The 23,165-nt window shown below is 63.8% G+C and carries 21 protein-coding genes, 1 tRNA gene and 2 pseudogenes; 14 read left to right on the top strand and 10 right to left on the bottom strand.

The genetic code is table 11. The features are described 5' to 3' along the window. Positions 1–263, top strand: a 263-nt coding sequence (locus ACT4N3_RS13635; protein WP_444855770.1) for a hypothetical protein, incomplete at its 5' end; no start/stop codon positions are given. Here the strand turns inward: ACT4N3_RS13635 and ygfZ are convergent. Continuing rightward, positions 229–978: a CAF17-like 4Fe-4S cluster assembly/insertion protein YgfZ gene (gene ygfZ, locus ACT4N3_RS13630; RefSeq protein ID WP_444855769.1), complete on the bottom strand. Its 750-nt coding sequence runs from the start codon at positions 976–978 to the stop codon at positions 229–231. The genes ACT4N3_RS13635 and ygfZ overlap by 35 nt on opposite strands. Before the next feature lie 43 nt (positions 979–1,021). On the opposite strand from ygfZ, the gene pyrC reads away from it, so the two are divergent. Next, positions 1,022–2,062, top strand: coding sequence for a dihydroorotase (gene pyrC, locus ACT4N3_RS13625; protein ID WP_444855768.1), 1,041 nt, complete (start codon positions 1,022–1,024; stop codon positions 2,060–2,062). On the opposite strand, the gene ACT4N3_RS13620 is transcribed toward pyrC, so the two are convergent. After that, the gene (locus ACT4N3_RS13620; RefSeq protein ID WP_444855767.1) at positions 2,059–2,847 is read right to left on the bottom strand and encodes a DUF1134 domain-containing protein; all 789 of its coding nucleotides are present in this window, start codon (positions 2,845–2,847) and stop codon (positions 2,059–2,061) included. The two genes, pyrC and ACT4N3_RS13620, sit on opposite strands and share 4 nt — an antisense overlap. 138 nt (positions 2,848–2,985) lie before the next feature. On the opposite strand from ACT4N3_RS13620, the gene ACT4N3_RS13615 reads away from it, so the two are divergent. Next, positions 2,986–3,075 (top strand) — tRNA-Ser (locus tag ACT4N3_RS13615). Positions 3,076–3,227: 152 nt separating this feature from the next. Here the strand turns inward: ACT4N3_RS13615 and ACT4N3_RS13610 are convergent. After that, a pseudogene (locus tag ACT4N3_RS13610) lies at positions 3,228–4,472 on the bottom strand (transposase); the annotation flags it as partial. Between the two features lie 279 nt (positions 4,473–4,751). On the opposite strand from ACT4N3_RS13610, the gene ACT4N3_RS13605 reads away from it, so the two are divergent. Further along, complete coding sequence (locus tag ACT4N3_RS13605; RefSeq protein ID WP_444855766.1) at positions 4,752–5,354, top strand: hypothetical protein; 603 nt, start codon at positions 4,752–4,754, stop codon at positions 5,352–5,354. 231 nt (positions 5,355–5,585) lie between these two features. Here ACT4N3_RS13605 and ACT4N3_RS13600 read toward each other — a convergent pair whose 3' ends face one another. Then, positions 5,586–5,846, bottom strand: a complete 261-nt coding sequence (locus ACT4N3_RS13600) for an OmpA family protein (protein ID WP_444855765.1) — start codon at positions 5,844–5,846, stop codon at positions 5,586–5,588. Between the two features lie 11 nt (positions 5,847–5,857). Here ACT4N3_RS13600 and ACT4N3_RS13595 point away from each other — a divergent pair, with 11 nt between their 5' ends. Genes ACT4N3_RS13595 through ACT4N3_RS13585 form a run of 3 tightly spaced genes read left to right on the top strand, consistent with a single transcriptional unit; the run spans position 5,858 to position 7,852 of the window. Beyond that, positions 5,858–6,430 (top strand): methylated-DNA--[protein]-cysteine S-methyltransferase, encoded by a 573-nt coding sequence (locus tag ACT4N3_RS13595; protein ID WP_444855764.1) that lies wholly within the window; start codon positions 5,858–5,860, stop codon positions 6,428–6,430. Between the two features lie 11 nt (positions 6,431–6,441). Beyond that, positions 6,442–7,047, top strand: a complete 606-nt coding sequence (locus ACT4N3_RS13590; RefSeq protein WP_444855763.1) for a dihydrofolate reductase family protein — start codon at positions 6,442–6,444, stop codon at positions 7,045–7,047. Between the two features lie 52 nt (positions 7,048–7,099). Further along, entirely contained in the window at positions 7,100–7,852 is a 753-nt protein-coding gene (locus ACT4N3_RS13585; protein ID WP_444855762.1) for a hypothetical protein, read from the top strand. Positions 7,853–7,856: 4 nt separating this feature from the next. Here ACT4N3_RS13585 and ACT4N3_RS13580 read toward each other — a convergent pair whose 3' ends face one another. From ACT4N3_RS13580 to ACT4N3_RS13570, 3 genes are all read right to left on the bottom strand, one after another. Next, positions 7,857–8,621: a nuclear transport factor 2 family protein gene (locus tag ACT4N3_RS13580; protein ID WP_444855761.1), complete on the bottom strand. Its 765-nt coding sequence runs from the start codon at positions 8,619–8,621 to the stop codon at positions 7,857–7,859. A 64-nt stretch (positions 8,622–8,685) separates the two neighbouring features. Then, a complete protein-coding gene (locus ACT4N3_RS13575; protein WP_444855760.1) occupies positions 8,686–9,693 on the bottom strand; it encodes a helix-turn-helix transcriptional regulator in 1,008 nt (335 codons plus the stop codon). A gap of 109 nt (positions 9,694–9,802) precedes the next feature. Beyond that, positions 9,803–10,720, bottom strand: coding sequence for a helix-turn-helix transcriptional regulator (locus tag ACT4N3_RS13570; protein ID WP_444855759.1), 918 nt, complete (start codon positions 10,718–10,720; stop codon positions 9,803–9,805). A gap of 392 nt (positions 10,721–11,112) precedes the next feature. Between ACT4N3_RS13570 and ACT4N3_RS13565 the strand changes: the two genes are divergently transcribed. The 4 genes from ACT4N3_RS13565 to ACT4N3_RS13550 all read left to right on the top strand — a co-directional run bounded on the left by ACT4N3_RS13565 (position 11,113) and on the right by ACT4N3_RS13550 (position 18,987). Continuing rightward, on the top strand, positions 11,113–14,157 hold the full coding sequence (locus ACT4N3_RS13565) for a TonB-dependent receptor domain-containing protein (protein WP_444855758.1): 3,045 nt from the start codon (positions 11,113–11,115) through the stop codon (positions 14,155–14,157). A gap of 5 nt (positions 14,158–14,162) precedes the next feature. Next, on the top strand, positions 14,163–14,858 hold the full coding sequence (locus tag ACT4N3_RS13560; RefSeq protein ID WP_444855757.1) for a TetR/AcrR family transcriptional regulator: 696 nt from the start codon (positions 14,163–14,165) through the stop codon (positions 14,856–14,858). 123 nt (positions 14,859–14,981) lie between these two features. After that, positions 14,982–15,383, top strand: a complete 402-nt coding sequence (locus ACT4N3_RS13555) for a DUF1761 domain-containing protein (protein ID WP_444855756.1) — start codon at positions 14,982–14,984, stop codon at positions 15,381–15,383. A 346-nt stretch (positions 15,384–15,729) separates the two neighbouring features. Then, positions 15,730–18,987: a TonB-dependent receptor domain-containing protein gene (locus ACT4N3_RS13550; RefSeq protein ID WP_444855755.1), complete on the top strand. Its 3,258-nt coding sequence runs from the start codon at positions 15,730–15,732 to the stop codon at positions 18,985–18,987. Here ACT4N3_RS13550 and ACT4N3_RS13545 read toward each other — a convergent pair. Further along, entirely contained in the window at positions 18,984–19,244 is a 261-nt protein-coding gene (locus ACT4N3_RS13545; protein ID WP_444855754.1) for a hypothetical protein, read from the bottom strand. The genes ACT4N3_RS13550 and ACT4N3_RS13545 overlap by 4 nt on opposite strands. Before the next feature lie 362 nt (positions 19,245–19,606). Between ACT4N3_RS13545 and ACT4N3_RS13540 the strand changes: the two genes are divergently transcribed. The 3 genes from ACT4N3_RS13540 to ACT4N3_RS13530 all read left to right on the top strand — a co-directional run bounded on the left by ACT4N3_RS13540 (position 19,607) and on the right by ACT4N3_RS13530 (position 21,534). Continuing rightward, complete coding sequence (locus tag ACT4N3_RS13540; RefSeq protein ID WP_444855753.1) at positions 19,607–19,948, top strand: hypothetical protein; 342 nt, start codon at positions 19,607–19,609, stop codon at positions 19,946–19,948. Between the two features lie 308 nt (positions 19,949–20,256). Next, positions 20,257–20,928, top strand: a complete 672-nt coding sequence (locus ACT4N3_RS13535; RefSeq protein WP_444855752.1) for a DUF998 domain-containing protein — start codon at positions 20,257–20,259, stop codon at positions 20,926–20,928. A gap of 213 nt (positions 20,929–21,141) precedes the next feature. Further along, complete coding sequence (locus ACT4N3_RS13530) at positions 21,142–21,534, top strand: hypothetical protein (protein WP_444855751.1); 393 nt, start codon at positions 21,142–21,144, stop codon at positions 21,532–21,534. 496 nt (positions 21,535–22,030) lie between these two features. Here ACT4N3_RS13530 and ACT4N3_RS13525 read toward each other — a convergent pair whose 3' ends face one another. Both ACT4N3_RS13525 and ACT4N3_RS13520 read right to left on the bottom strand, forming a co-directional pair. Then, positions 22,031–22,279, bottom strand: coding sequence for a hypothetical protein (locus ACT4N3_RS13525; protein ID WP_444855750.1), 249 nt, complete (start codon positions 22,277–22,279; stop codon positions 22,031–22,033). Positions 22,280–22,842: 563 nt separating this feature from the next. After that, positions 22,843–23,165: pseudogene (locus ACT4N3_RS13520) on the bottom strand (hypothetical protein); the annotation flags it as partial.

The following is a 23,165-nucleotide window of genomic DNA, read 5'->3' as shown; positions in this document are numbered from 1 at the left end:
AGGGCGCGGTCAACCTGCCCTTCACCGATTTCACCGCCGAGAGCCTTGCCGCCGCGATCGGCCCGGACGTGAACCGGCCGATCCTGATCTATTGCAACAACAATTTCCGCAACAACGCGCCGCCGGTGATCCGCAAGCTGGTCACCGTCGCGCTCAACATCCAGACCTTCATCAACCTGGTCGGCTACGGCTATCGCAACGTCTACGAGCTCAATGACGTGGTCGACTTCAACGATCCGGCGGTGGGCTGGGTGCGGGGCTGAGAGCCGCCGCCAGCCAGTCCGGCACGATCGCATCGCCGAGATCGTCGATCCGGCGATGCTCCACCGCGAGGCCTAGATCTGGATATTGCACGCGGGTGCGCGGCCCCGGCACGTCCGCCCGCACCACGACCAGCCTGCGATTGACCTTGCCCCGCCAGTTCATCCGGGCGGTGTTCTCCTGGCCGACGTAGCAGCCCTTGGAGTAGCTGACTCCATCGAGCTCGGCCGCGTTGCATTCGAGCCAGAGCGTCTTGTCGGAGCCGAGCTCGGCGACGCCCTCGGCGACGCCGAGCGACAGGCGATGCGCTCGCCACGCCTCAGCAGTGCCCTCCTCGCCGGCGGCCGGCGCGAGCCAGCGGCGGCCAAGCGCGGGCAGGCGCGGATCGGGCGCGCCTTGATCACCTTCCCTGGACCAATGGACAGCGAGATCCGGCTCACGCTCGATCGCGATCGGCCGGCGCAGCCGATAGAGCGTCAACCGCCGGGCGAGGTCGCCGGCCGCTTCGCGCTCGCAATCGACCAGCACGTCCTCGCCGTCTGCCCAGAGGATGAAATCGAACAAGGCCTTGCCCTGCGCAGTGAGCAGCCCGGCCCAGAGCGGCCTGCCGGGAGCGAGCTGGCCCAAATCGTTGGTCACCAGCCCCTGCAGGAAACCGCGCACGTCCTCGCCCGACAGACGGATGACGGCGCGATCGACGAGGGTGGTGGCGGCCATGTTCCCCAGTTAGGGAAGGCGCGTGAGCGATCCAACCCGCCCAATGATGAATCGGCTCGTCATCCGCCGCCCGGACGACTGGCACGTCCACCTGCGCGACGGCGCGATGCTGGAGGCAGTCGCGCCCTGGACGGCGCGGCAGTTCGCGCGCGCGATCGTGATGCCGAACCTTGTGCCGCCGGTGATCAGCGTCGCCGCGGCAGAGGCCTATCGGACCCGCATTCTCGCGGCCTTGCCGCTCAGCGACTTCACGCCGCTGATGACCTGCTATCTTGTCGACCGCGCCGAGCCGGCGGAACTGGTGCGGGGTTTCGAGGGCAATGTCTGGGCGGCGGCGAAGCTCTATCCTGCCCACGCCACGACCAATAGCGCGCACGGCGTGACCGACATGCGCACCCTCTGGCCCGCGCTGGCGGCGATGGAGCGGATCGGCATGCCGCTGCTCGTCCATGGCGAGGTCACCGATCCCGACGTCGACATCTTCGACCGCGAGGCGGTGTTCATCGATCGCGTGCTGGCCGGCGTCGTCCGCGACTTCCCGGCGCTCAAGGTCGTCTTCGAGCATATCACCACCGCCGAGGCGGTTGCCTTCGTCGAGGCGGCCGGGCCGAACGTCGCCGCGACGGTTACGCCGCACCACCTGATCATCAACCGCAACGCCTTGTTCGCCAGCGGCCTGAGGCCCCACTTTTATTGCCTGCCGGTCGCCAAGCGCGAGCGGCACCGGCTGGCGGTGCGCAAGGCCGCGACCTCCGGCTCGCTTAAGTTCTTCCTCGGCACCGACAGCGCGCCGCATACCGTCGCGGCAAAGGAGTCGTCCTGCGGCTGCGCCGGCATTTTCAACGCGCCCTATGCGATGGAGGCCTATGCGGCGGTGTTCGAAGAGGAAGGCGCGCTCGACCGGCTCGAAGGCTTTGCCTCGGAGCATGGCCCACGCTTCTACGGCTTGCCGCTCAACGAGGGCCACGTCACGCTGGAGAGGGCCAAAAATGAAGTGCCCGCCAGCCTTGCGGCGGCGGGCACGTCCGTGGTTCCGTTCCAGGCGGGCGAAACGCTCCGCTGGCGCTTTGCCGGACCGGCCTAGAAAGGCAGCCAGCGGCTCCGTTCGGAGAAGCGCATATAGCCGGCGTTCGCGCCCAGCCGCCAGCCGACGCCGAGGCGGATCGGGATCAGCACGACGTCGCCGCGGCGCAGATATTGGGCCGCGAAGCCGCCGACGAAATGGACGTTGCCCTCCGCCTGCGGGAAGCGGCGGAACAGCCGCTGGCTGTCGTGGAGGTTGTAGACGAGGATGAACACCTTGTCGGCATTGCCGCCGACGTCGAAGCCGACCGACGGCCCAGTCCAGTAGACCCGCCGCTGGCCCTCGACCTGGTGGTGCATCGTGCCCGAGCCGTAGCGCAGGCCGAAGACGAACGCGCCGCCCGCTTCCTGGCCGGTGATGTAGGCGACCGGCTCGCCCTGGTCTCGCAAGATGCCTTCGATGATATTGGCGAGGCCGCGCGCGCCGCGCCCGAACACGCCTTCGGCCGCGGCGAGCACGTTGCCGGCCGGCACGCGGGTCTCCTCGGTGACCGGGATATTGCGCGCGTCGAACGCGGCCGAGCCGGATGGCGCGGCAGGCGCCGCGGGCGGCGGCGCGGATTCGATCGGTGTATAATCGTCGGCCGAATCCTGTCGCCGCTCGGTTCGCGGCGCGGCCGCATCGGGCGCGGGCTGATAGCGGTCCTCGGCCTCATAGGGATCGGCCGGCTGATCCGCCGACTGATAGGCGTCGGCCGCCTGGTTGGGATCGATCGTCTCCACCTGCGCCAGCGCCGGCGCGGCGGCGAGCAGCAAAGCGGCGAACGTCACGGATATTTTCAACATGGCCCTATCCCCTCGCTCGAGGTCGCGACCCAGTTAAGCACCTTCATCCGTTACCATTTCATTAACCGTAAATTCGCAACATCCCGCCCGGTTGAACGATCCGGTTCCCGCTTATATAGCCATCGACCGGCCCGGCTCGGAGACGTGGGTGAGTGGCTGAAACCAACGCTTTGCTAAAGCGTCATACGGGAAACCGTATCGAGGGTTCGAATCCCTCCGTCTCCGCCAGCCGGCCGTTCATGGTTGGTCGCCGCCGCCCGAAAACTGTTATTGTATCAGCTGCTTAAGCCCGTGCGTGGTCCGCGGACACCCGGGCCTGTCCGTGGCAAGCCGCGCTCGGGTTTAGGGTCGAAACTCGACGGGTTCGGAGTCGAGGAACTGATGCGCTTGAGGTGCGCGAACAGCATCTCGATCTTCTTGCGTTCGCGTCGCGAGGCAAGCCACTCGGCTTCGTCGGCGATGGCACGGGCGAGATCGCGGGCGCCTTCGTGGACCGAGCGCATGACCTTGCGCGCCTCGGCACTGGGGCAGCATCGCGGCTTGAGCGCGCAGGCATCGCAGTCGGCCTTGCTGGCGCGGTAGCGCATGAACCCATCGGCCGGCACAGTGCTGGGGCGATCGTCATGGCGGCGCTGCCGGCGCTTGAGGCGCTTACCGCCGGGGCAAGTGTAGACATCATGGCGGATGTCGTAGGCGAACTCGCGCCGCGAGAAGGTGCCGTCGGCACGCTCGGACTTGTCGAACACCGGGATGTGCGAATCGATGTCGCGCTCGTGGACCAGCCAGGCGAGCATGTCGGCCGCGCCGTAGCCGGTATCGGCGATCAACTTGCGCGGCCATAGGCCAAGGTCCTGGTGGACCCGCTCGATCATCCGCCTCGCCGCGGTGACCTCGGCCTGGCGCTCCGCCGTGCTCGCCTCGACGTCGACGATGACGGCGTGCGTCACGTCGATCAGATAGTTGGTGGCTTAGCAGAACTGCGCCTGCCCGCCATGCGCGGAGGTGTAGCGCGCGGCCGGATCGGCCTGCGAGATGCGCGAGGGTACGACCGGCGTGGCCGCGCCGAAGGCGGTATCGTCGAGCACCGCCAGATACTCCTCGACCGCGGGGCTCGACAGGTCCGGCGGCAGGCCTTCCTCGCCGTTATGGAAGCGCTGCCGGTTGGCTTCGGCGCGGATCAGGCTCGCGTCCACCGCGAAGCCATCGCCGCCGACCAGTCCCTCGATCATGCAGCGCTGCACGGTCTCCTCGAACAGCCGGCGCAGCAGATCGCTGTCGCGGAAGCGGCCATGGCGGTTCTTCGAGAAGGTCGAGTGGTCCGGCACGTCGCCGTCGAGGCCCAGCCGGCAAAACCAGCGATAAGCGAGGTTGAGATGCACCTCCTCGCACAGCCGCCGCTCCGAGCGAATCCCCATGCAATAGCCGATGATCAGCATGCGGATCATCAGCTCGGGATCGATCGAGGGCCGGCCCGTCTCGCTATAATAGGGCCGCAGATGCTCCCGGATGCCGGTCAGATCGACGAACCGGTCGATCGAGCGTAGCAGGTGATCCGCGGGCACATGCCGCTTCACGCTGAACTCGTAGAAGAGCGGCTCCTGCGCCACCCGACGCTCACCCATCATCGGCCCGTCTCCGCTCGCCCGCAGAGACTGAATCAGATCATCAAAGCCACTTCAACAACGACTTTTTCAACAGCATCGGTCGAAAGCGGACCTTCATTCAGATGCGCTATTGCGCAAATGCAACACTGGGCCAGCTAATGGCGATGCGCAGAAGATGATCTTAAATATCCGATAGCTCGATCGCACGTCATTCGACACCGGCATTTTCCGGAGCTCGAGGGCGAGAAGACGTGCAGCATGTGCTCCAGGAGTGAGATGGAGAGGCCCCCACAAGATCTTGTGCGCTTCGGCAGCAGCTTCGAGCTGGGGCACGGCGGCAACATGGGGCAGAAGGTCATGCTGACCGCGACGCCCGGTCCCACGATTGACCTGCGATGGGGCGCCCTGGCTGTCGCCGATCCGTGGTTCCCGGGGGCGCTGCCGGAACACCAGCTGATCGGCATGGGGCGGGGCGAGGTGCCGACTTTCCTCAGTACCATCGAAGTCCTGCGCGAGGGCAAGGTCGAGCCGGTGACGCTCGCCGCCGCTGCGGGGATCGGGCCGGTCGATCGCGTCGTCACCTGGCGGCCGCTCGTCCAAGACGAGGCGCACTTCCACCTGTATCCCGATTCGGCGCTGGGAGCCTTCTACGACATCACCGACACGGCGGCTCTGCGGCCGTTCTTCGAAGACGATGAGCATATGTTCGGCATCTACAAGCGCGCACTCGACAAGCACATCGTGGCGATGGACGTCGACGGTCGTGCGGCGGCCGTGGTGTTCGAAGTTCCCGACGGGCCGGCGCTCTATCCCGCATATGCCGGGTTCGATGAGGACATGCGCGCAGTCGCCGTGCTCATCGACCTGCAGATACTGGATGCGACGGATGTTCGGCTCGAATAGCCAAATCTCGGCGAGGAAGACTGCAATGAGTCGAAAAGCCGCCGAAAGCGGACGGGCCGCCAATGGCAAGATCAAGCCAAGTCCGCCACGGGTGGAGACAGCTCTGTCAGACCAAATGGCTCTTGCCTCAGCAGCCTGACCAAGCGGGCTCACCCGGCGCGCGGCAAATCTGACCCAGGAAGACGAGAACTAAGCGGTTCTGCGGTTCGGCTATGCCATCGGCTGTCTGGGTCAGAAGGTTGTTCTCCCGAACGCCCGCACACTAATCCTAACCGAAGGAACGCCTCTCGCTATCAATGCAGCTCTAACGGCTTCGGCACGCCGCCGAGAGAGCCGAATATTGGCAGCACGACTGCCCCGCCGATCCGCATAGCCTTCGATCGCGACCAGCCGGGCATCCACGTAGAGGATCGTTTGCGCGGCATTGTCGATGATAGACTGGGTAGGGCCCCCTGAATTTGTTGAAAGCGTGGCGAGCGGACACACGGGCATGGTGCCCGCGGATGTGGATCGGGTTCGAGAACGAGATGCGCGACGGTAACGTGGTGGAGACAGCCGCCCTCGCCACCCCTTTGGGCGGCCTGCATGTCTTCGCGCTGGCCGGCGACATCGTCGCGGTGGAGTTTGAAGGTCGAAACTACGCCGCGGCAGGGCTCATGAGATGGTTTTCCGACCTTGCCTTCGAGAAGGCGTACGATCCGATCAGGATTACGCTGCCCTTCGTCCGTTACTTCTGTGGCGAGCCAGACCCATTCGCCAATATCCGCGTGCGGCCTTTCGGCACGGCATTTCAACGCGCGGTCTGGGCGCAGATTCAGCAGCTCAAGCGGGGTGAGGTGGTTTCCTATGTCGAGATCGCGCGCCGGATCGGCCAGCCGGCCGCAGCACGTGCCGTCGGGCAGGCGAATGGCGCTAATCCTGTGCCAATCATCATTCCCTGCCATCGCACGATCGGGTCGAACGGATCGTTGACCGGCTATGGCAGCGGCCTCGACCGCAAGCGGTGGCTGCTAAACCATGAGGGCGCAGTGCTGCCCCCATCCGGCACACGGGTCGGAATGCGCGAGGCCGGTTGAGGCGAAACCCCATGCCGGTGATCGTCGATCTCAGCATGTCGCTCGACGGCTACGTCAACGGGCCGCGGGTGACACCGGATGAACCGATGGGCCGGGGTGGCGATCGGCTGCACGACTGGGCATTCGCGCCCGACAACAAGGATGATTGCGAATTGCTTGCGCGAAGTATCGCCGCCGCCGGGGCGTTCATCGCTGGTCGACGCACCTATGATCACTCAATCACGTGGTGGCAGGCCGACGGGCCGACCGGCGTCGCCCGACTGCCCTTGTTTGTGGTGACGCACGCGCCGCCGGCGGAGGTATCGGAGAACGGCGTGTACACGTTCGTGACCGACGGGATCGAGGCCGCACTGCGAGCTGCGAAAGCTGTGGCGGGATACAGGAATGTCGTCATCATGGGCGGCCCCGACATCGCCCAGCAGTATCTGCGCGCCGGATTGGTTGATCGGATCAGCATCCATCTAGCCCCAGTTTTGCTCGGTGGCGGAGCACGGCTTTTCGACGCCGCCGATGCCGATCGGATCTCGCTCGAGATGATGCAGGTCATGGCGACGTCGTGCGCCATCCATGTGCTTTATCGCGTGCCGCGCGAAGAAGCGCTGCAGGCAGGCGGATGACCATAGTTTCCCGACAGCGCTGGCCTGCGTCCGGTCCTATCGCGGCAGGATGTTGCACAATCTAGCATTGCGGTCTCAGGCTGCCGATCGTTCGATCCTAGCCGGTGCGGGAGCTGCGGTCTTCGCCGCTGGTTTGGTCGGGATGGGTGCCTTCGAGGCACTCCTGGCCGAGCCTTTGGCGCCGTTCCACACTGCGCTCGGGCCGGGAGCGGGTGCCCAGATTGCGGGAGTGCTCCTTTGCCTCCTCTCGCTCCTCGCATCGCCGCTTGTCCCGCTAAGCAACATCGCACGACTGGCGCTCGCCTGTTTCTGGCTGGCCAGCCTGGCATTGCTGGCGGCGGGCGCCGGTGCTGAATTCGGCGTGCCCAATCTTGTCGCCGCGAGTCAGGCATTGTTGCTGGCCGCTGCCGCCTTCTGCATCGGCCGCGGAGGCATCGGCAGCGCGCGGCTCCTGCGAGGGGCGTTCTCAGCAACGCTTATCCTGTTCGGCGGCGTTCACCTTCTCTATCGAAGCGCGATCGCCGCGATGATCCCGGCATGGATTCCCTTCGCCGAGTGGGGCCCGTGGCTGACCGGCGCGACAATGATCGCGGCCGGCGTTGCAAGCCTCCTTCCCAGCCTGGTCCACCACGCCGCTTTGGTCGTCGTCTGCTTGTTCGCGAGCTGGCTGCCGCTGATCCACACCGGTCGGCTGATCGCCAATCCCAGCAGCGTAGCGGAATGGACCTTTGCCCTCATGGCGGTTTCATTGACCGGCGCCGCGATGATCGTGGCCTCGTTGCCGCGCCGTCACCTCTCTCGATAGCCTCTCATGGGCGCGTGCCAGTGCGGCATTGATCGGACGCGCCTTCGTGGGACCGGTTCCTTCGCCAGACGACATCCTCGCCTTCGCGGCGGTCGGCGAAGCCCGTAATTGCGCCGCCCTCGTCCCGCAGGAAAATTCGCCTCGTCCGCGGCTGGCCGGCGGCGAAGAAGATGTCGCGCAGCTCCGGCCGATAGGCGGCGGGCGGCCGGCCCGTGCGTTCGATGCGCAAGGCGCCATCGTCGCCCACGCGCACGCTCGCCTCGATGGCGGGGGTCAGGTGGTAAATCCCTTCATAGTCGCACAACGCCGTAAGCGAGAGCCGGAAGGCCGGCGGATCCTTGAGCACAGCCGCCGTATGGCCGCCGACGAACCGCCAGCCGTCCGCTGTCCGCAGCCAGGTGTCCATCGCACGGAATCGGGAACGAAGCTGTTGGCCGTGATAGTCGAGATGCTCCTGGACCTCGTAGGCCGTCACCGCCGTCGTTCCGTGGAAGCGGACGGAGAATCGATCGATGACGATCCGCCCTACCAGGCCCGCGGGAAGCGGGCTGATTTCTTCGATCAGCTGCCGCTGGTCGCGCTGGATGCCATTTTCGTCGAGATGGATGAAATCGGCATGGAGATAGCGCGCCCAGACGGCGCGATCGCCGGGCGCGATCGCGTCGAGCAACGCCTGCGTCTGCGCCTTCAACAGGCTTTCATCGTCGGGAGTCGCGCCGAGCGGCGCGGCGACCGACCATATCGCGAGCATCCCAATCAACATTAGCATCCGGTTCATTGATAGGCCCTCTCGCTCGGTGGTGGAGGCCGCCGCCCGCGGCGTCGCCGCAGGACTAGGCGCGCCGCTCAACGGCGTCCGACATATACCAGACGCCGCGGAACGGTGTACGCGCCTCGGCGGGCCGGACGAGGTGGCGAACCGGCGGCTGCGCTGATTTGCGGCGGCCCGCTCCGGCCAGGCTGACGGTGCGCGGCCTGAAGGCCTGGCGGAAGTCCGAGGGAGTCTGTCGGGCGAACGCCTTGAACGCGGTCGTGAAATGGCTGTGGCTGGAAAAGCCGAGGTCCAAAGCCAAAGCAGTGATGTCTTCCACGCCGGGAAGCTCGACCATGGCGCGCGCGAGCCGCAGGTGGAGCTGATAGCGATAGAGCGGAACGCCCTCGGCGCGCGAGAAGGTCTGCGTGAGATAGGCCGGCGACACGCCGAGCGCGTCAGCCAGCTGCTGGAGTGACAGTGGCTCGCTCACAAGCTCGTGAAGCAGCTCTTTTGCGCGGGCGACCAGTAACGCCGGATACGCACGGTTGCTGGGCACGATCCGCAATGCTTCGCGGAAGGTTGCGACCGCGAGCTCATCAAGCTCGAGCGCGGACGTTTGATCGCCGCGACGCAGGCGCAGCCATTGCTGGAGCAGCATCCGGATGTTGCGCGACGCCGGGATGGCTATGTCCGTATAGACCTGCTCGCCGCTCTTCGCCGACAACGCCATCAACTCGGCCAGTGCTTCTTTTTGAGGCGTCAGGATGATGCATGAATGGCCGAGCGCCGCAACCGGCTGGTGCTCGACGAACGTCTGGTCGCCGGCGATGAGCAGCAACTGGTTGGCGTCGACCAATGTGCGACCGCGCCCGACGTTCCAGTCGAACAGGCCACGATAGGGCAAGGCGAGCTGTAGGTTAGGCGTATAGCCCGTGATAGCATTTCGCTCATTCCGGATCGAAAAATCCTCGGCGCTCAGCATTTCACTGCTGTGCAGTTCCCGGCGTTCGGTCCTCGGTGCGCCGGCGGCCGGGCTCGTCGGGTCGAGCTCGCTGTCGTCGGCGCGAAAATCGCGATGCAAGTCCATGGCCGGCATCTTGCCGCAACGGCGCGAGAATCCGCTTTCAGAATTTTAAGGGTCCGATCAGAGGCCATATCGAAAACCTCGTCAGGGCAACGTGTTGCCGGGCGATCGGCTAATGCGTCCGGCGGGTTGTGGCAGCCCGGAACCGCGAGGGCGTGATCCCGAAATGGGATCGGAACGCCTGCGTGAAATGGCTGTGACTTGAGAAGCCAAGGTCGAGGGCGAGCGCCGTGATGTCCGCGCTGCCAGGCAGTTCCAGGAGAGCCCGGTCGAGGCGCAGTCGCATGCGATAACGAAACAGCGATATTCCCTCCCGGCAGCGAAATTCGTGCGCAAGGTGGACGGGCGTGACGCCGGCGGCGCGGGCGACGGAAGCGAGCGTCACCGGACCGAACGCGCTGTCGTGAAGATATTCCTTGGCGCGTTCGACCGGACGCGAAATTCCTCGTGTGGCGCGGGCGTGGTCTGACGTGACCGCTTCGCCTATGGCGGCGACCGCCAATTCATCGAGAGCGAGCGCCTCGTCCCTGGCGGCGAGTATCCGGTGTGTCAGCAGGCGCAGGCGCCGCGACGCCGGCTGGCTGCCACGCGCGAAAGCCTGATGCGACTTCGGCACGACCGACCCGCAAAAATCTCCGAGCGCTTCGGAGGCAGGAATGAGAACGAGGCTGGCATGGCCGAGGCCGCGGATCGGATGATCGTCAGCGAAATCGCAACCGGCACTGACGAGCAGCGTTCGATTTGTGTCGATCAGCTGGGCGTCGCGACCGCGGTGATAGCGAAAGACTCCATGGTAGGGGAGCACGACTTGATACTGGGCGGCATGGCCTGGCGGCGGCGGGTTGTCGGCCGAAGCTGAGATGTCGACGATCCGGAGCCAATCGTCGTCGCGCAACATCAAACGGTGATCTGGCAGATCGAGATGGCCCGTCTGCGGATCGAGACGGTGTTTCGGCCGCGTGAGGGCGAAATTGTGCCGCGCGAAGGTCATGCTGCCACGCTCTCCCCGCTTGGCGGTCTTGTCAATCATCGTGCCCCGTCTCGGGACGAGGCCGAACGCTCTGTGGGCTTCCGTTTGCTCGACATCCACCTTCGATAGCGGCCTTCGAATCTTTCGACTGTCATTCGATCAGGATGCTGCTTGCGAAGGGGCGCGTCACAATGCCCGTGGACCGCACATGACACTATCACTGTGACCGAGAAGCAACGGTGCGCGACCGATGCGCTCGGCTGCGCCGATTGCCAATAATCTGAAAGCGACGCCCCAGCAACCTGGGGCAGGCTGGCGGAACTTAGTGAACTGCTGAAGAGCCCGGACATTCGCTGATCTCGATCACGCAGAGCGAATTGCACGTCGACGCCGCTGGCGTGGACAGGCGGACGTTGGTGGCCGTTCCGACGCACATTTGAAGGGGGTTGAATATGACGTCAGGTAACAAGATCCAGGGCGGCCTGCTGGCCTCGACCATCATCGCTTCCTCGGTCCTCGCGGCGTCGCCGGCTTTCGCCCAGGACACGCCGCCCCAAGATACCGCCGCAGAGCAAACTGCGCAGACTGGCGATGACCAAGCGATCGTTGTCACCGGCAGCCTGATCCGCAACCCCAATCTGGTCGCCTCGTCGCCGGTCAACGTGGTTAGCGAGAACGAGATCGACCTGCAGCAAGCGAACGTCGCCGAGGAGCTGCTGCGCGAGCTGCCGGGCGCGACCCCTTCGATCGGTTCCGCCGTCAACAATGGCAATGGCGGCGCTTCGAACGCCGACCTGCGCGGCCTTGGGCCGAACCGTAACATCATCCTGCTCGACGGCGCGCGCCTCACCCCCTCAGACATTGAGGGCCTTTTCGACCTCAACAACGTCCCTCTGGCGCTGATCCAACGGGTCGATGTGCTGACCGGCGGTGCCTCGACCACCTACGGCGCCGACGCGGTGTCGGGCGTGATCAACTTCATCACCCGCCGCGACTTCGCCGGCATCGACGTCAACCTCTCCGAGCAGATCACCGAACGGGGCGACGGCAACGTCTTCCGCGCCGACGTCACGATCGGCGCCAGTTTCGACGACGGCCGCGGCAACGTCGTGCTCTCGGTCGGCTATCAGGAGGCGGACGCCGTCTATCAGGGCGCTCGGCCCTTTTCTCTTTTTTCGCTTTCATCGGTAACCGGTGGTGGCGCTGGATCGGGTACATCTGTCCCGTCCCGTTTCACGGTAGGAACGATCGGGACTCGCCAAGTCAACGATGCCGGCACCGCCTTTCAGCCGACGGGCGCCTTCATCCCGTTCAACTTCAATCCCTACAACATCTTCCAGACACCATTCGAACGGTTCAATATCTACGGCGCCGCGCGCTATGAGATCAGCGACGCAATTGAAATTTACACGCGGGCGCTCTTTTCGAAGAACACGGTTTCCACCATCGTGGCACCGTCGGGGGCGCTCCCGAGCGTCGATGTCCGGATACCGCTAAGCAATCCTTTCCTGACGCCGGCCCTTCGCAACACGTTCTGTCAGGGCAACGGCATCGCCCAGGCCCAATGCGATCTTGCCGCAACGGCAACCTTACGGACCGACCCGAACTATCGGGAGGTAGACAGCCTACTTTTGCGGCGCTTCATCGAAGGAGGGCCGCGGCAATCGGACTATGTAACCAACTATTTCGATTACCGCTTCGGAGCGCGTGGCGGCATCACCGATACGATCGACTGGGATCTGTGGGGCAGCTATGGCGAAAGCGAGAATCTCGAGACCCAGACAGGCTATACGCTGTTCTCGCGGATACGGCAGTCGCTGTTGACGACGCGCGACGCTGCGGGCAATTTCGTCTGCCAGAATACGGCGAACGGCTGCACGCCGGTCAACTGGTTCGGGCCGCCCGGCTCGATCACGCCCGACCAGATCGATTTCCTCACCGAAGACAGCACGGTCCTGATCAGGGCGACGCTCGCCCAGGCCCGCGGCACGATCTCTGGCGACTTCGGATGGACCATCCCGTGGGCTGCTCAACCGGTCAGCTTTGCCGTCGGCGCCGAATTTCGCGAATACACCGCCCTGCAGCAGTCAGATTCTCTTTCCCAGGGCGGCGACCTCGGCGGCGCCGGCGGCGCGGAGCCCAACATCAATGGCGCATATAATGTCTATGAGGCATTTGGCGAGCTCATCGTGCCGATCGTGTCCGATCGGCCGTTCTTCGACGAGCTGACGCTCGAAGCCGGCATCCGTTATTCGAGTTACAACATCGACGCCGCCGGCTCCGAGGGGTTCAACACCACCACATGGAAAGTTGGCGGAAGCTGGGCGCCGATCGACGGCCTGCGCTTTCGCGGCAACTTTGCCCGGTCGGTCCGCGCGCCGAATATCGAGGAACTGTTCGAGCCGATCCGCACCCAATTGACCAATCTCAACGACGATCCATGTGCGACGTTCGACGAGTTTGGGGGTAGGCTCACCAGCAGGCCCCTCCCAAGCGGAACCCTTCGCGCGATATGCTTGGCACAGGGCGCCACGGCAACGACCATTGACCGCATCCCGCAGCCCAACGCCAGCCAAGCCAACTTCTATGGTGGTGGCGATGTCAATATTGAGCCGGAAACGGCGGACAGCTGGATCATCGGCGCCGTGTTCCAGCCGGATTTCATTCCCGGCCTGTCGCTGACGGTCGATTATTATCATATCCTGGTTACCAACGCGATCACACAGGCAACACCCGGCGACGCCATTTTCGCCTGCTTCGGCGATCCGAATGCCAGCGGGAATTATTCGCCCGCCGCCGGCGCGGAGAATAGCGAGGCGTGCCGGATCATTGGGCGCGACCGGCTGTCGGGCGCCCTGAGCGGCAATCCGCAGACCACCCCTGGCCTGTTCCTGCCGCGGACGAATTTGGGCCGCCTCGAGACGAGCGGCATCGATTTCACCGCCAACTATCGGCGCGACCTTGGCTTTGCCAGCCTTGCCCTCAACTTCGTGCTGAACTGGACCGAGCAATCGAGGTTCCAGGCAAGCCCGGACTCAATCAATCGTGACTGCGTCGGGCTTTACAGCACCAATTGCGGATCGGAGGCGACCGACGGAACCATCCAGCCCGAGTGGCAATGGTCGATGCGCACGACGTTCACGTTCGACAACATCGATCTGTCGCTCCTGTGGCGCCACATAGATGCGGTCGAATATGAATTCGCCGACACCGCGCCGCTGTTCCGCGGCACGCTGCCCGCTTCCGCCGGACCGGTTGCCGGTCAAGAGGTCGATTTCAATCGAATCCCCGCCTATGACTATTTCGATCTGACCGGCCGGTTTGCGATCGACGATCATTTGACGATCACCTTGTCGGTGCAGAATCTGTTCGACAAGCAGCCGCCGATCGTCGGCAGCGCTGCCGGCACCACCACCTTCAACAGCGGCAACACCTTCCCGTCGACCTACGATGCGCTGGGCCGCCGCTTCGTCGCGAGCGCGAGGATACGCTTCTAGGAGCCATGAGCGGCGGCAGGCGGCGCCTGCCCCCGCACGTGTTCGAGGATCCAAGATTTGCAGGCGAGGTGATCGTGACGAAGCTCTGCCAGCACCGCGGCGACATACTGAATAAAGTGATACAGTATATCGTGGACCACCCTTATGAGCATCTCAGCGTGCAGAGGATCGCCGATGCTTGCGGGCTCACGATTTGGCAGCTCCGCTACAATTTCGGCAATGTGGACCACCTGTTTCGGGCGACGGCGAACGCCCTGATCGGCCGCGTCGTCGAACGCACAGCCGGCCCGGCCAGTTCATCCGATCAGATGCTCGACGTCATCCATGCCTACGCGACCTTCCTGGCCCACCTGTTCGAAAGCGAGCCCTATCGCAATCTGATCTTCCTGCTCGTGCGCAACGGCCGCCATCATCGCTGGCTCGAACAGGCCTATGAACGCCGCGTGGTCGCGAAGATCTGCGCGGAGTTCGAAGCCCTGGTCGTCCGCGTCGGCGAACGGCGCGGCCTTCCCATTCTCCTGAAAGACGGCGCGGCCAAACGTCTCTACGGACAGCTGGAAACCGAATTCGTGTTGCGGCCAATGCTTCCCGCTGGCCGGGCGCGTGATCCGATGGATCGCAATACGGTGATCAGTAGCGCTGCGCGGCAAGCATTTGAGGCGACTTACGTCTTCGACTGGAAGGTTCCAACCGCCGCGTGAAGACGCGTTCAAAGGAGAAGGCTGTAGCCAAGCCAGCCTGATTGCAAAGGGCGCGTTCTAATCGTGCGCGAACGTGTGAGCCCACTTCGCCTCCATCGGTTATTGACCTGAGGAGACTCGAACATGCCCGACCTTCAAGCGCTGCCGATAGCAGCCGCCGCGGTTGTAGCCTTCTTAGGGGGTGCGGTCTGGAACAGCGTCTTCGCCACTGTTCAACTTCGGTTACGTGGCATTGACCCGACCGCCGCTCCTGATCAGGGCATACTGATCTGGCGGCTAGGCGGCGAGCTGTTGCGCTGCCTGATCACCGCCGCGACCTTCGCCGCCATGCTTTCGCTCGTCGCCCCGCCGAGCCTTCCCGCAGCGCTTGGCTTGGCCGCGCTGCTGTGGTTCGGCCTGCAGGCGGCGTTGCTCGCCGGAGCCATAATCTGGGAGAACTACGACCCGCGGCTGTGGGCTATTCATGCCGGCGACGCGCTCCTCAAGTTGCTGCTGATCTCAACGATTGTGACCCTGCTCAGCTAGCGCGCGACTGCGGCGCCACGAGCACCGGGTTTCCGACGCGCTGTTTTCGGTCCTTTTTTCGTTGAGAGCCGCCGCCGGCTTGATGCTGGTGCTGCTGCTCGCCCCCAGCCCATAACCGACAGCTCCTGGGTCAGCAGTCGCACCGCGCCCGTGAGTACGAAACCACTCTCAATGTTGCTCTGTTGCAACGGTCTTTCTTAAGAATCTGAAAGCGCCCATGGCGTGCCGGCTGGCACGTTCTTGGCCGTGTCGCAGCGTCCGCCAAATGAAACTGCGCCTAGGCTAAGTAGGGGGCACCATCATGAATGCTTTTGGTATTAGGGCGGCGACCCTTCGGTCTGCCGCTGTGGTCGCAATTGCCGCTGCAACGACCTCGCCCGCATGGGCCCAGTCGGAAGGTGATTCTTCGGTAGACGCTGCAGCTAGCCAGCAAGGCACACCTGCCGCGGCGAGCGCGGACGTTTCGGAGCCGGCGATTACCGTCACCGGCTCACGCATCCGCCGTCCGAACCTCGAATCGACGATACCAATCACCTCGATCGGCGGCGAACAGATCTTCCAGGGCGGCGACCCCAACCTCGGAGAGACGCTGAACGAACTGCCGCAGCTGCGCAGCACCTTCTCTCAGCAGAATCCGGGCGCCGGCATCGGGATCGCGGGTCTCAATCTGCTCGATCTTCGCGGCCTCGGCACGCAGCGCACCCTGGTGCTCGTCAACGGCCGCCGGCACGTCGCTTCCGACATTACGAACAATGCGGTTTCCACCGACATCAGCTCGATCCCGAACGACCTGATCGAGCGCGTCGACATCGTCACGGGCGGCAATTCGGCGATCTACGGCTCCGACGCGATCGCGGGCGTCGTCAACTTCGTGCTGCGTCGTAACTTCGATGGCCTCCAAGTCCGTGGCCAGGCCGGCATCGCGGAAGAAGGCTTCGGCGCCAACCAATTCATCTCCGTGATGTACGGCCGGAATATCGCCGACGGCGCCGGCAATATCACACTGCACGGCGAATATTCCCGGAACGAGCGCGTCTTCGCCTCCGACATTCCGGAGTTCCGCACCAACAACGGCTTGTTCGTGGTCGATACCGATTCCGGTGGCTTGCCCAACAACAGCGATGGCTTCCCGGACCGCATCTTCATCCGCGACGTCCGTCAGTCAACGATCAATCCCTATGGACTCACTCCGATCTCGCAGCGCACCGGCGGCACGCCGCTGTGTGGCGTCGGCACCGCGCCGAACAATGGCGGCCCGAACAACAATGGCACGCCCAACAACTGCAATTATATCTTCACGCCGGATGGTCGATTGATCGCGCAGACTGGCGCGCGCTTCGGCGTCGGCCCCAACGCCGCCTATATCGGCGGCAACGGTTCGACCGGCCGCGAAGGCAACACCCTTTCTGTGCTGCCGTTCCTCGAGCGGTACAACGCCAATCTGCTGGCCCGCTACGAGTTCAGCCAGGCGTTCGAAGTGTTCGCCGAGGCCAAGTTCACCCGTGTGAATGCGCTCGGCAACAATGCCGGCCCCTCGTTCATGCAGGGCCAGTTCACTCAATTCGACTTCCGCGAGCGGCCGCGGCTGGACAACCCGTTCCTCAACCCGGCGGACCGGACAACGCTCGCCGCGCTTATTCTGGCATCGGGCTGCAATACCGAACTGGCCGCCTGTCCTGCCGCAGGAAACCTGACTGCGGCGCAGCAGGCGCAGATCGCTGCTGGCACCTATCGGTTCCTGCTTGCGCGCAACCTGCTCGACATCGGTCTTCGCGATGAGAGCTTCCGGCGCGATACGTTCCGGGCCGTTGCCGGTGTTCGCGGCACGTTCAACACGGATTGGGGCTACGAAATCTCCGCCAATTATGGCCGGATGGAAGGGAGGACGACCACGGACGGCTTCATCGATCGCCAGCGCTTCGTGCTGGCAATGGATGCCGGCCGCGATCCAGTGGCTGGCACGATCCGCTGCCGCTCGCAATTCGATCCCGCCGCCGCGGTTCCGATCCAGCGCAGCGATCCGGTCTCCCTGGCGATCGCCGCGCGGAATGCGGCGCGCCTGGCGGCCGATATCGCCGCCTGCGTGCCCTACAATCCGTTCGGCGCCGCCAACAACCGAGCCTCGATCGATTATTTCGCGAGCCCCTTCTCTGTGGATTCCAGGCTTGAGCAGCTCGTGTTCTCCGGCTTCGTGTCCGGCGACACGAGCGATTGGTTCGAGCTGCCTGGCGGCCCGGTCCGGTTCGCGATCGGCGCCGAACACCGCCGAGAGCAGGCCTATTTCAACCAGGATGACTTCGTCACGGACGGCTTCACCAACGGTGTTTCCATCCCGCTGACCGATCCCGATCCGTTCGAGGTGAACGAGGTCTTCGCGGAGCTGGAGATCCCGATCCTGCGCGACCGGCCGTTCTTCCACCAGCTGACCGTCAGCGGCGCGGCGCGCGCGGCCTTCTACCAGGGCGACACGGGCACGGTCTGGTCCTACAACGCCAATCTCGTCTGGGCGCCGATCCGCGACATCCGGTTCCGGGCCAATTACAGCCGCGCCGTCCGCGCTCCGAACCTTTCGGAAACCTCGTTCCCGCAGGTGCCGAACTTCGCGACGGTTACCGATCCTTGCGAGCTCAACCAGATCAACACCACCTCCGCCAACCGCCGGCCGAATTGCATTGCCGCTATTGGCGCGAACCTTGGCTCGATCCGGGCCGGCCGGACCTATTCGCTCGGCATCGTCAGCGGCAGCAACCCCGACCTGTTCGAGGAAAGCTCGGATTCCTGGACGATCGGCGCGGTGATCCAGCCGCGGTTCATTCCGGGCCTGTCGCTGTCGGTTGACTACTACAACATCACGGTCAACGACGTGATCGTATCGGTCGCCGCGCAGACGATCATCAACAGCTGCTACGATTCGCCGACGCTGACCAATCCGTTCTGCCCGCTGTTCACCCGCTTCGCCGGTCCGGGCACGGGCCCGAGCGGCGAGCAGCCGGGCGAGATCCTGTTCAATTCGCTGCTGGTGGCCCCGCTCAATTTCGCCGCGCGCGAACGTGAGGGCATCGACGTCAATCTGAACTACCGCGTCAATCTCGGCGCGGTGCAGCTCAACAGCAGCCTGATCTACACGCACAACCTGACGATCAGCAATTTCCAGGATCCGGTGAACCCGAACTTCGAGAACCGCATCCTGGGCGAGATGGGCGATCCGGCGGACGAGCTGCGCTGGGACGTCGACCTGACCTACGGGCCCTTCACGTTTGGCTATCGGTTCCGGTTCATTGGGCCGATGTATGTCAACGCCTACGAGGACTTCAACGCCCTGAACACCGGCCAGCCCGGCGCGACCCCGCCGGGCGGCGGAGACGCCGACTTTGCAGAGCCGCGCAGGTTTCCTTCGGTCACCTATCACGACTTCCGCATCGAGTGGAACGTGACCCGCGGCAACGCGGGCAACGGCATGACCCGCGACCTGCGTTTCTACGTCGGCGTCGACAACCTGCTGGACCGCATGCCACCGCTCGGCTCGACCGCGACCGGCGTCGGCACTGCGATCTACGAGTTCCGCGGCCGCAACTTCTTTGCCGGCTTCCGTGCGCGGTTCTAGACCAGCGCCGAGAAGACTCCTTCCTTCGCGCCGGGCGTAATCATCTTGGCGCGAAGGAAGCCATTGCTTGCTGGTGCAATGATCGCTGGGTTCCAGCGACTAGCGGCGCCGTCATCGCCGCGACGGCGATCTTCATTGCGCTGCGATGAGAACCCATGCCTGCCTGTAATGTCAGGGGAAATTTTGCGCACGCTCGTTCGAGCCGACGCTTCGTCGTCGGGCGCCCGCATGTGAAAGCGGTCGGCAAGCACACCCAAGCGCGCCGTATTCGGCGGCTAGGAAGGCATATTTCTTGAAAGCTCACTGCTTCCGAGCTCGGCTAGGTAAGTAGGCCGAAAGTGTTTTTCGAGGACTGACAATGCGAAGCGCCGTCGCGCGATCTCCGACTCGTTCTGAATGCGATTGGGCCAATCGCAAGGGAATTCCGGCAGCCAAGCTGACAACAGTGCCGCCTCCCTTGACGGACAACGAGGGGATCGTGTTGGCCTTGGTAATCAATCGTCAGCCGGTGACGGCCTACCGACTTCTCCGCGAATGCCAGGACTCTCCGATCAATCATCGCAATCGAAGCAAGGGTAGCTTGTACCCCCTCGTTCGACGACTTTGCGAGCGCGGTGTCTTGCGCACCACACCCATCCCCACCGATGGTCGCGGCACTCTCCACCTCGAGAGCACAGCGGCAGGCATGCGCGTTGTTCAGGCTTGGGCGCTGGATATCAAGCCCTCCGATATTTTGATTAATGACCTGCTTCTGTCACGCCTTTGCGCCCTTCAATTCGCGGATCCGGGAGCCCGCCGCGACTGGATCGAAAAGGTTTGCGCCATGACGGAGCAAATGATTGGCGAGATTGAGCGTAAAAAATACGGGATGGATCCATTCTGGCTGCTCGCCTGCGACAGCAAGGTCGCCATGCTTCGATCTCACTTGCGATGGTTTCGATCTCTTCCGACGACGAGTTGATCTACACCACATAGCTGAGGGGGAAGCGCCATGGGGCCCCGAGGCGATCACCACCGATCGCCCGCGCTCCTATCGTGCGGCGATGCATGAGCTCGGGAATGTCGAGAAAACGCAGGTCGGACGCTAGCTTCGCGATACGCAAACAACCCCAAGAATTCGACAGCGGCCCGGGGCGCACAATTGTAGGTCTCGCTCGTCGATACAAACTCGTTGGGGAGGAGCCACGCTAGACCCATAACACGGTCAGCAGCCTTGCCAATTGGATCACGAAAGGGAAGTCTTTGATTATCTTCGCAAAATCCGCTGGCGTGAACGAGGTGACAGTCAGTGAGACGGCCGCAGCCCGGATTGCCTTTCTGGCGAGCCTTGGATCGCTTGTGACGCTTCTCGTTCTACACGTTGTCCGGCCGGACCTTGCGCCGTCACGACACATGGTCAGTGAATATGCCCTAGGGCCGTCGAACTGGTTGACTGCCCTCTATTTCCTCCTGCTCGCGACCGGATGTGCGGCGCTGCTGATTGCGCTCCTATCGGCGGTCCGCACGACCGGCGGGCGGATCGGTCTCGGCTTCCTGGGCTGCGCCGCCGTTGGCCTCGTCCTGGCCGCACTTTTCCCGATGGATCCCGTCGGAACATTGCCTGACAACGGCACGACATCGGGCATGATGCATGGCGTTGCGGGCGCGCTCGGCATGCCGACGCTAATTATTGCCTCGCTCATTCTCTCTTATGGGCTGCGTCGCCACCCGCTTTGGACTGCCTATGCCCGGCCGCTTCTAATTTTCGCACACCTCAGCTGGGTCAGCTCCGTTCTGATGGCGGTTCTGATTGCGACCGCGATGCAAGATAACGCGATTCGTCCTGACGCGATGTTCGGGTGGTCCAACCGTCTGCTTGTGTTCGCCTACGCAGCATGGATTATGACCGCAGCTTGGCCTCTTATGCTTGCGCGCCGGATCGTTGCGGACGGGCAGCTTTGACGAAGGCGCTGTGAAGCCTGCGAGCTAGATGGACTGGACTACGTGGTCATCTGCGCAGAGTGGCGATCATGGTGCGCCGGTGTCCCGCGGGGGGTCGCGGAGCTGGCCTAGAGAGCTCAAGGCAATTGTGCTCGTCTGGACTCGGCCTCTGGCCCGCTGGTCGCCACCGAGATAAGGCCGAGCAGCCATTCATGGCTTGGATTAGCATGTAGTATGAGCAAGTCTGACACAAGAATCCGTACGATATCGCGGCAGGAATTTAGGCAGTTTGTAGAGCTTCGTGTTCAGCCTCCCCTGCAATCTATCGCACTAAAATTCTGGGAACTGGTCGCACACGAGGCGCCGGAACTGGCCTTGGGAATGCGCGGTGGAACCGAGAAGTATATTCCCGTTCCAGTATGGCGGCTCGATCGAGATGTGATGGTGCTCAGTCCCAGTGCTGCCGCGCTCACGATCTCATTTGCCAATGGTGCGCTTTTTGATGATCCAGAAGATCGTCTCGGTGGAGCGGGCAAGGTTTCGCGAACCCTCAAGTTGCGTTCAGCGTCCGACCTTGAGGGGCCGTCGATCGTGAGCTTCTTGCGCCAGGCCGTGCAGCACCGCTGACCGGGTTCCGGATCCACCCATATGGTTCTGTCAAAGCAACGTGACGTGCGGGGCAGGGGCAGCTAGCCGGCCGCGATGTCCAGGCCGTCGAACCCGTTCCGCTATTTCAACTCATCGCCTGAGGTCATCCGCCTGATGGTGCCAAATTGGAAATCAGCTCACGCAGCGGTTTGACAGTGCCCCGTCGACAGATACGCTCATGGCGTACGTTCAGCATCTAATGGTCGAGCGAGCTGTAGCGCCCCGAACGCTTCGGAGGCGTGTCGCCTGTCTCCGTGGCTTTTACAAAGAGTTGGCACGAACGGCCGGCATCACCCAATCGCCGTTCATCGGCTTGGAAATGCAGCTACCGCGGCCGCGCTCCCTGCCACGAGGGCTACCGCGCGCGGACACCAAAAAATTGGCAGATAAAGCAGGGCGCGCTTGTGCGGACCACAGTCTTCCACTCACGCAAAAAGCTTTTCCCGCCGCCGTACTCCTACTCATTTCGGTAGGCCTAAGAGTTGATGAACTCGTCCAATTGAGGCCCAGCGATTTTGATGCCGACATCGGCGCTCTTCGCGTGCGTCATCGAGAAACACCAGCCGGTGCGGCTGTTCGCGCATTCGCGGCTGACGATCAGCCTACCAAGCCTGGCGCGCCTCGGCGACGTCAGCGCGCTCGGCTTCGCTCGCCACCAGGCTTTTTTTAAGCTGTAGCCCTGCGCGATCAGGAACCGCGACAGCGAGGCGGGATGCACCGACACCTGCCGCTCACTCGCCAGCCGGGCGGCAAGCTCGGGCAGGGTGATGTCCTTCTGCGCCTAGACCCAGCCGATCAGCGGCGCGAGCTTGCCGCCGCCGGGGCGCCGTCCTTGCCGCGCGAGCGCCACCGAACCCGTCCGCGCGATTCGGACCCCGGTGCTCGCGCTTACCCCAAAGCGCCGCGCCGCCGCCCGACGCGACCGGCCATCCGCGATCTCACCATGAATCCGCTCGCAAAGGTCACCCGAATACGCTCTGCCCATGATCCACCTCCAAACACGTGAATCACAAACCAGCGCCAAAGGGAATCCCACTCGATTCAGCTTTGCAGCACGACGCTCTAAGGTGCCTGTTTGAAGTCACGTCCAACCATATCGATAAATGTTCAAACGAGGTTGGACGGCGTCCATCTGCGATCCGCCAAGTGACAACCTTCGAGGTGCCGTCGGCCTCCTGCAGTATTTGGCTTAGGGTCAAAGTTAGGGTCAGAAGCGCGGCGCACTGCTCCCACACTAAGAATCAAACGCCTAATAATGACATTCGAATTCCTCCGTCTCCGCCACCTTCATCTTGCCGGCCGCCATCCTGCATCGCGCGCCCGTCGTTCGTCGGCGGCGTCCAGCGGCTCGCCCGCCATCATCTCCTGCGCGGCCTGAAGGATGAGCGGCGCTTCCGCGCCCGCCTGTCGGTAGTCGCCGCGCGGCGACGCCGAGGCGGCGGCGGTCGCGATCATGCGCCAGTCGTCGCCCTCACGGCAGGCGAGGCCGGAGATGTTCGCGCTGGCGAAAGTTCGGCACAGCGAGCCGTCCGCGCGCGCAAAGCTCACGCCGATTCGGGTCGTCGCGTCGGCTTGCTGGGCGGAGGCGAGTTGCGTGCTCAGCGCCTCGG

The sequence above is a fragment of the Sphingosinicella sp. genome (genome assembly GCF_052388015.1).
Lineage (GTDB): Bacteria > Pseudomonadota > Alphaproteobacteria > Sphingomonadales > Sphingomonadaceae > Allosphingosinicella.
This window is presented reverse-complemented; position numbering and strand designations above follow the sequence as displayed.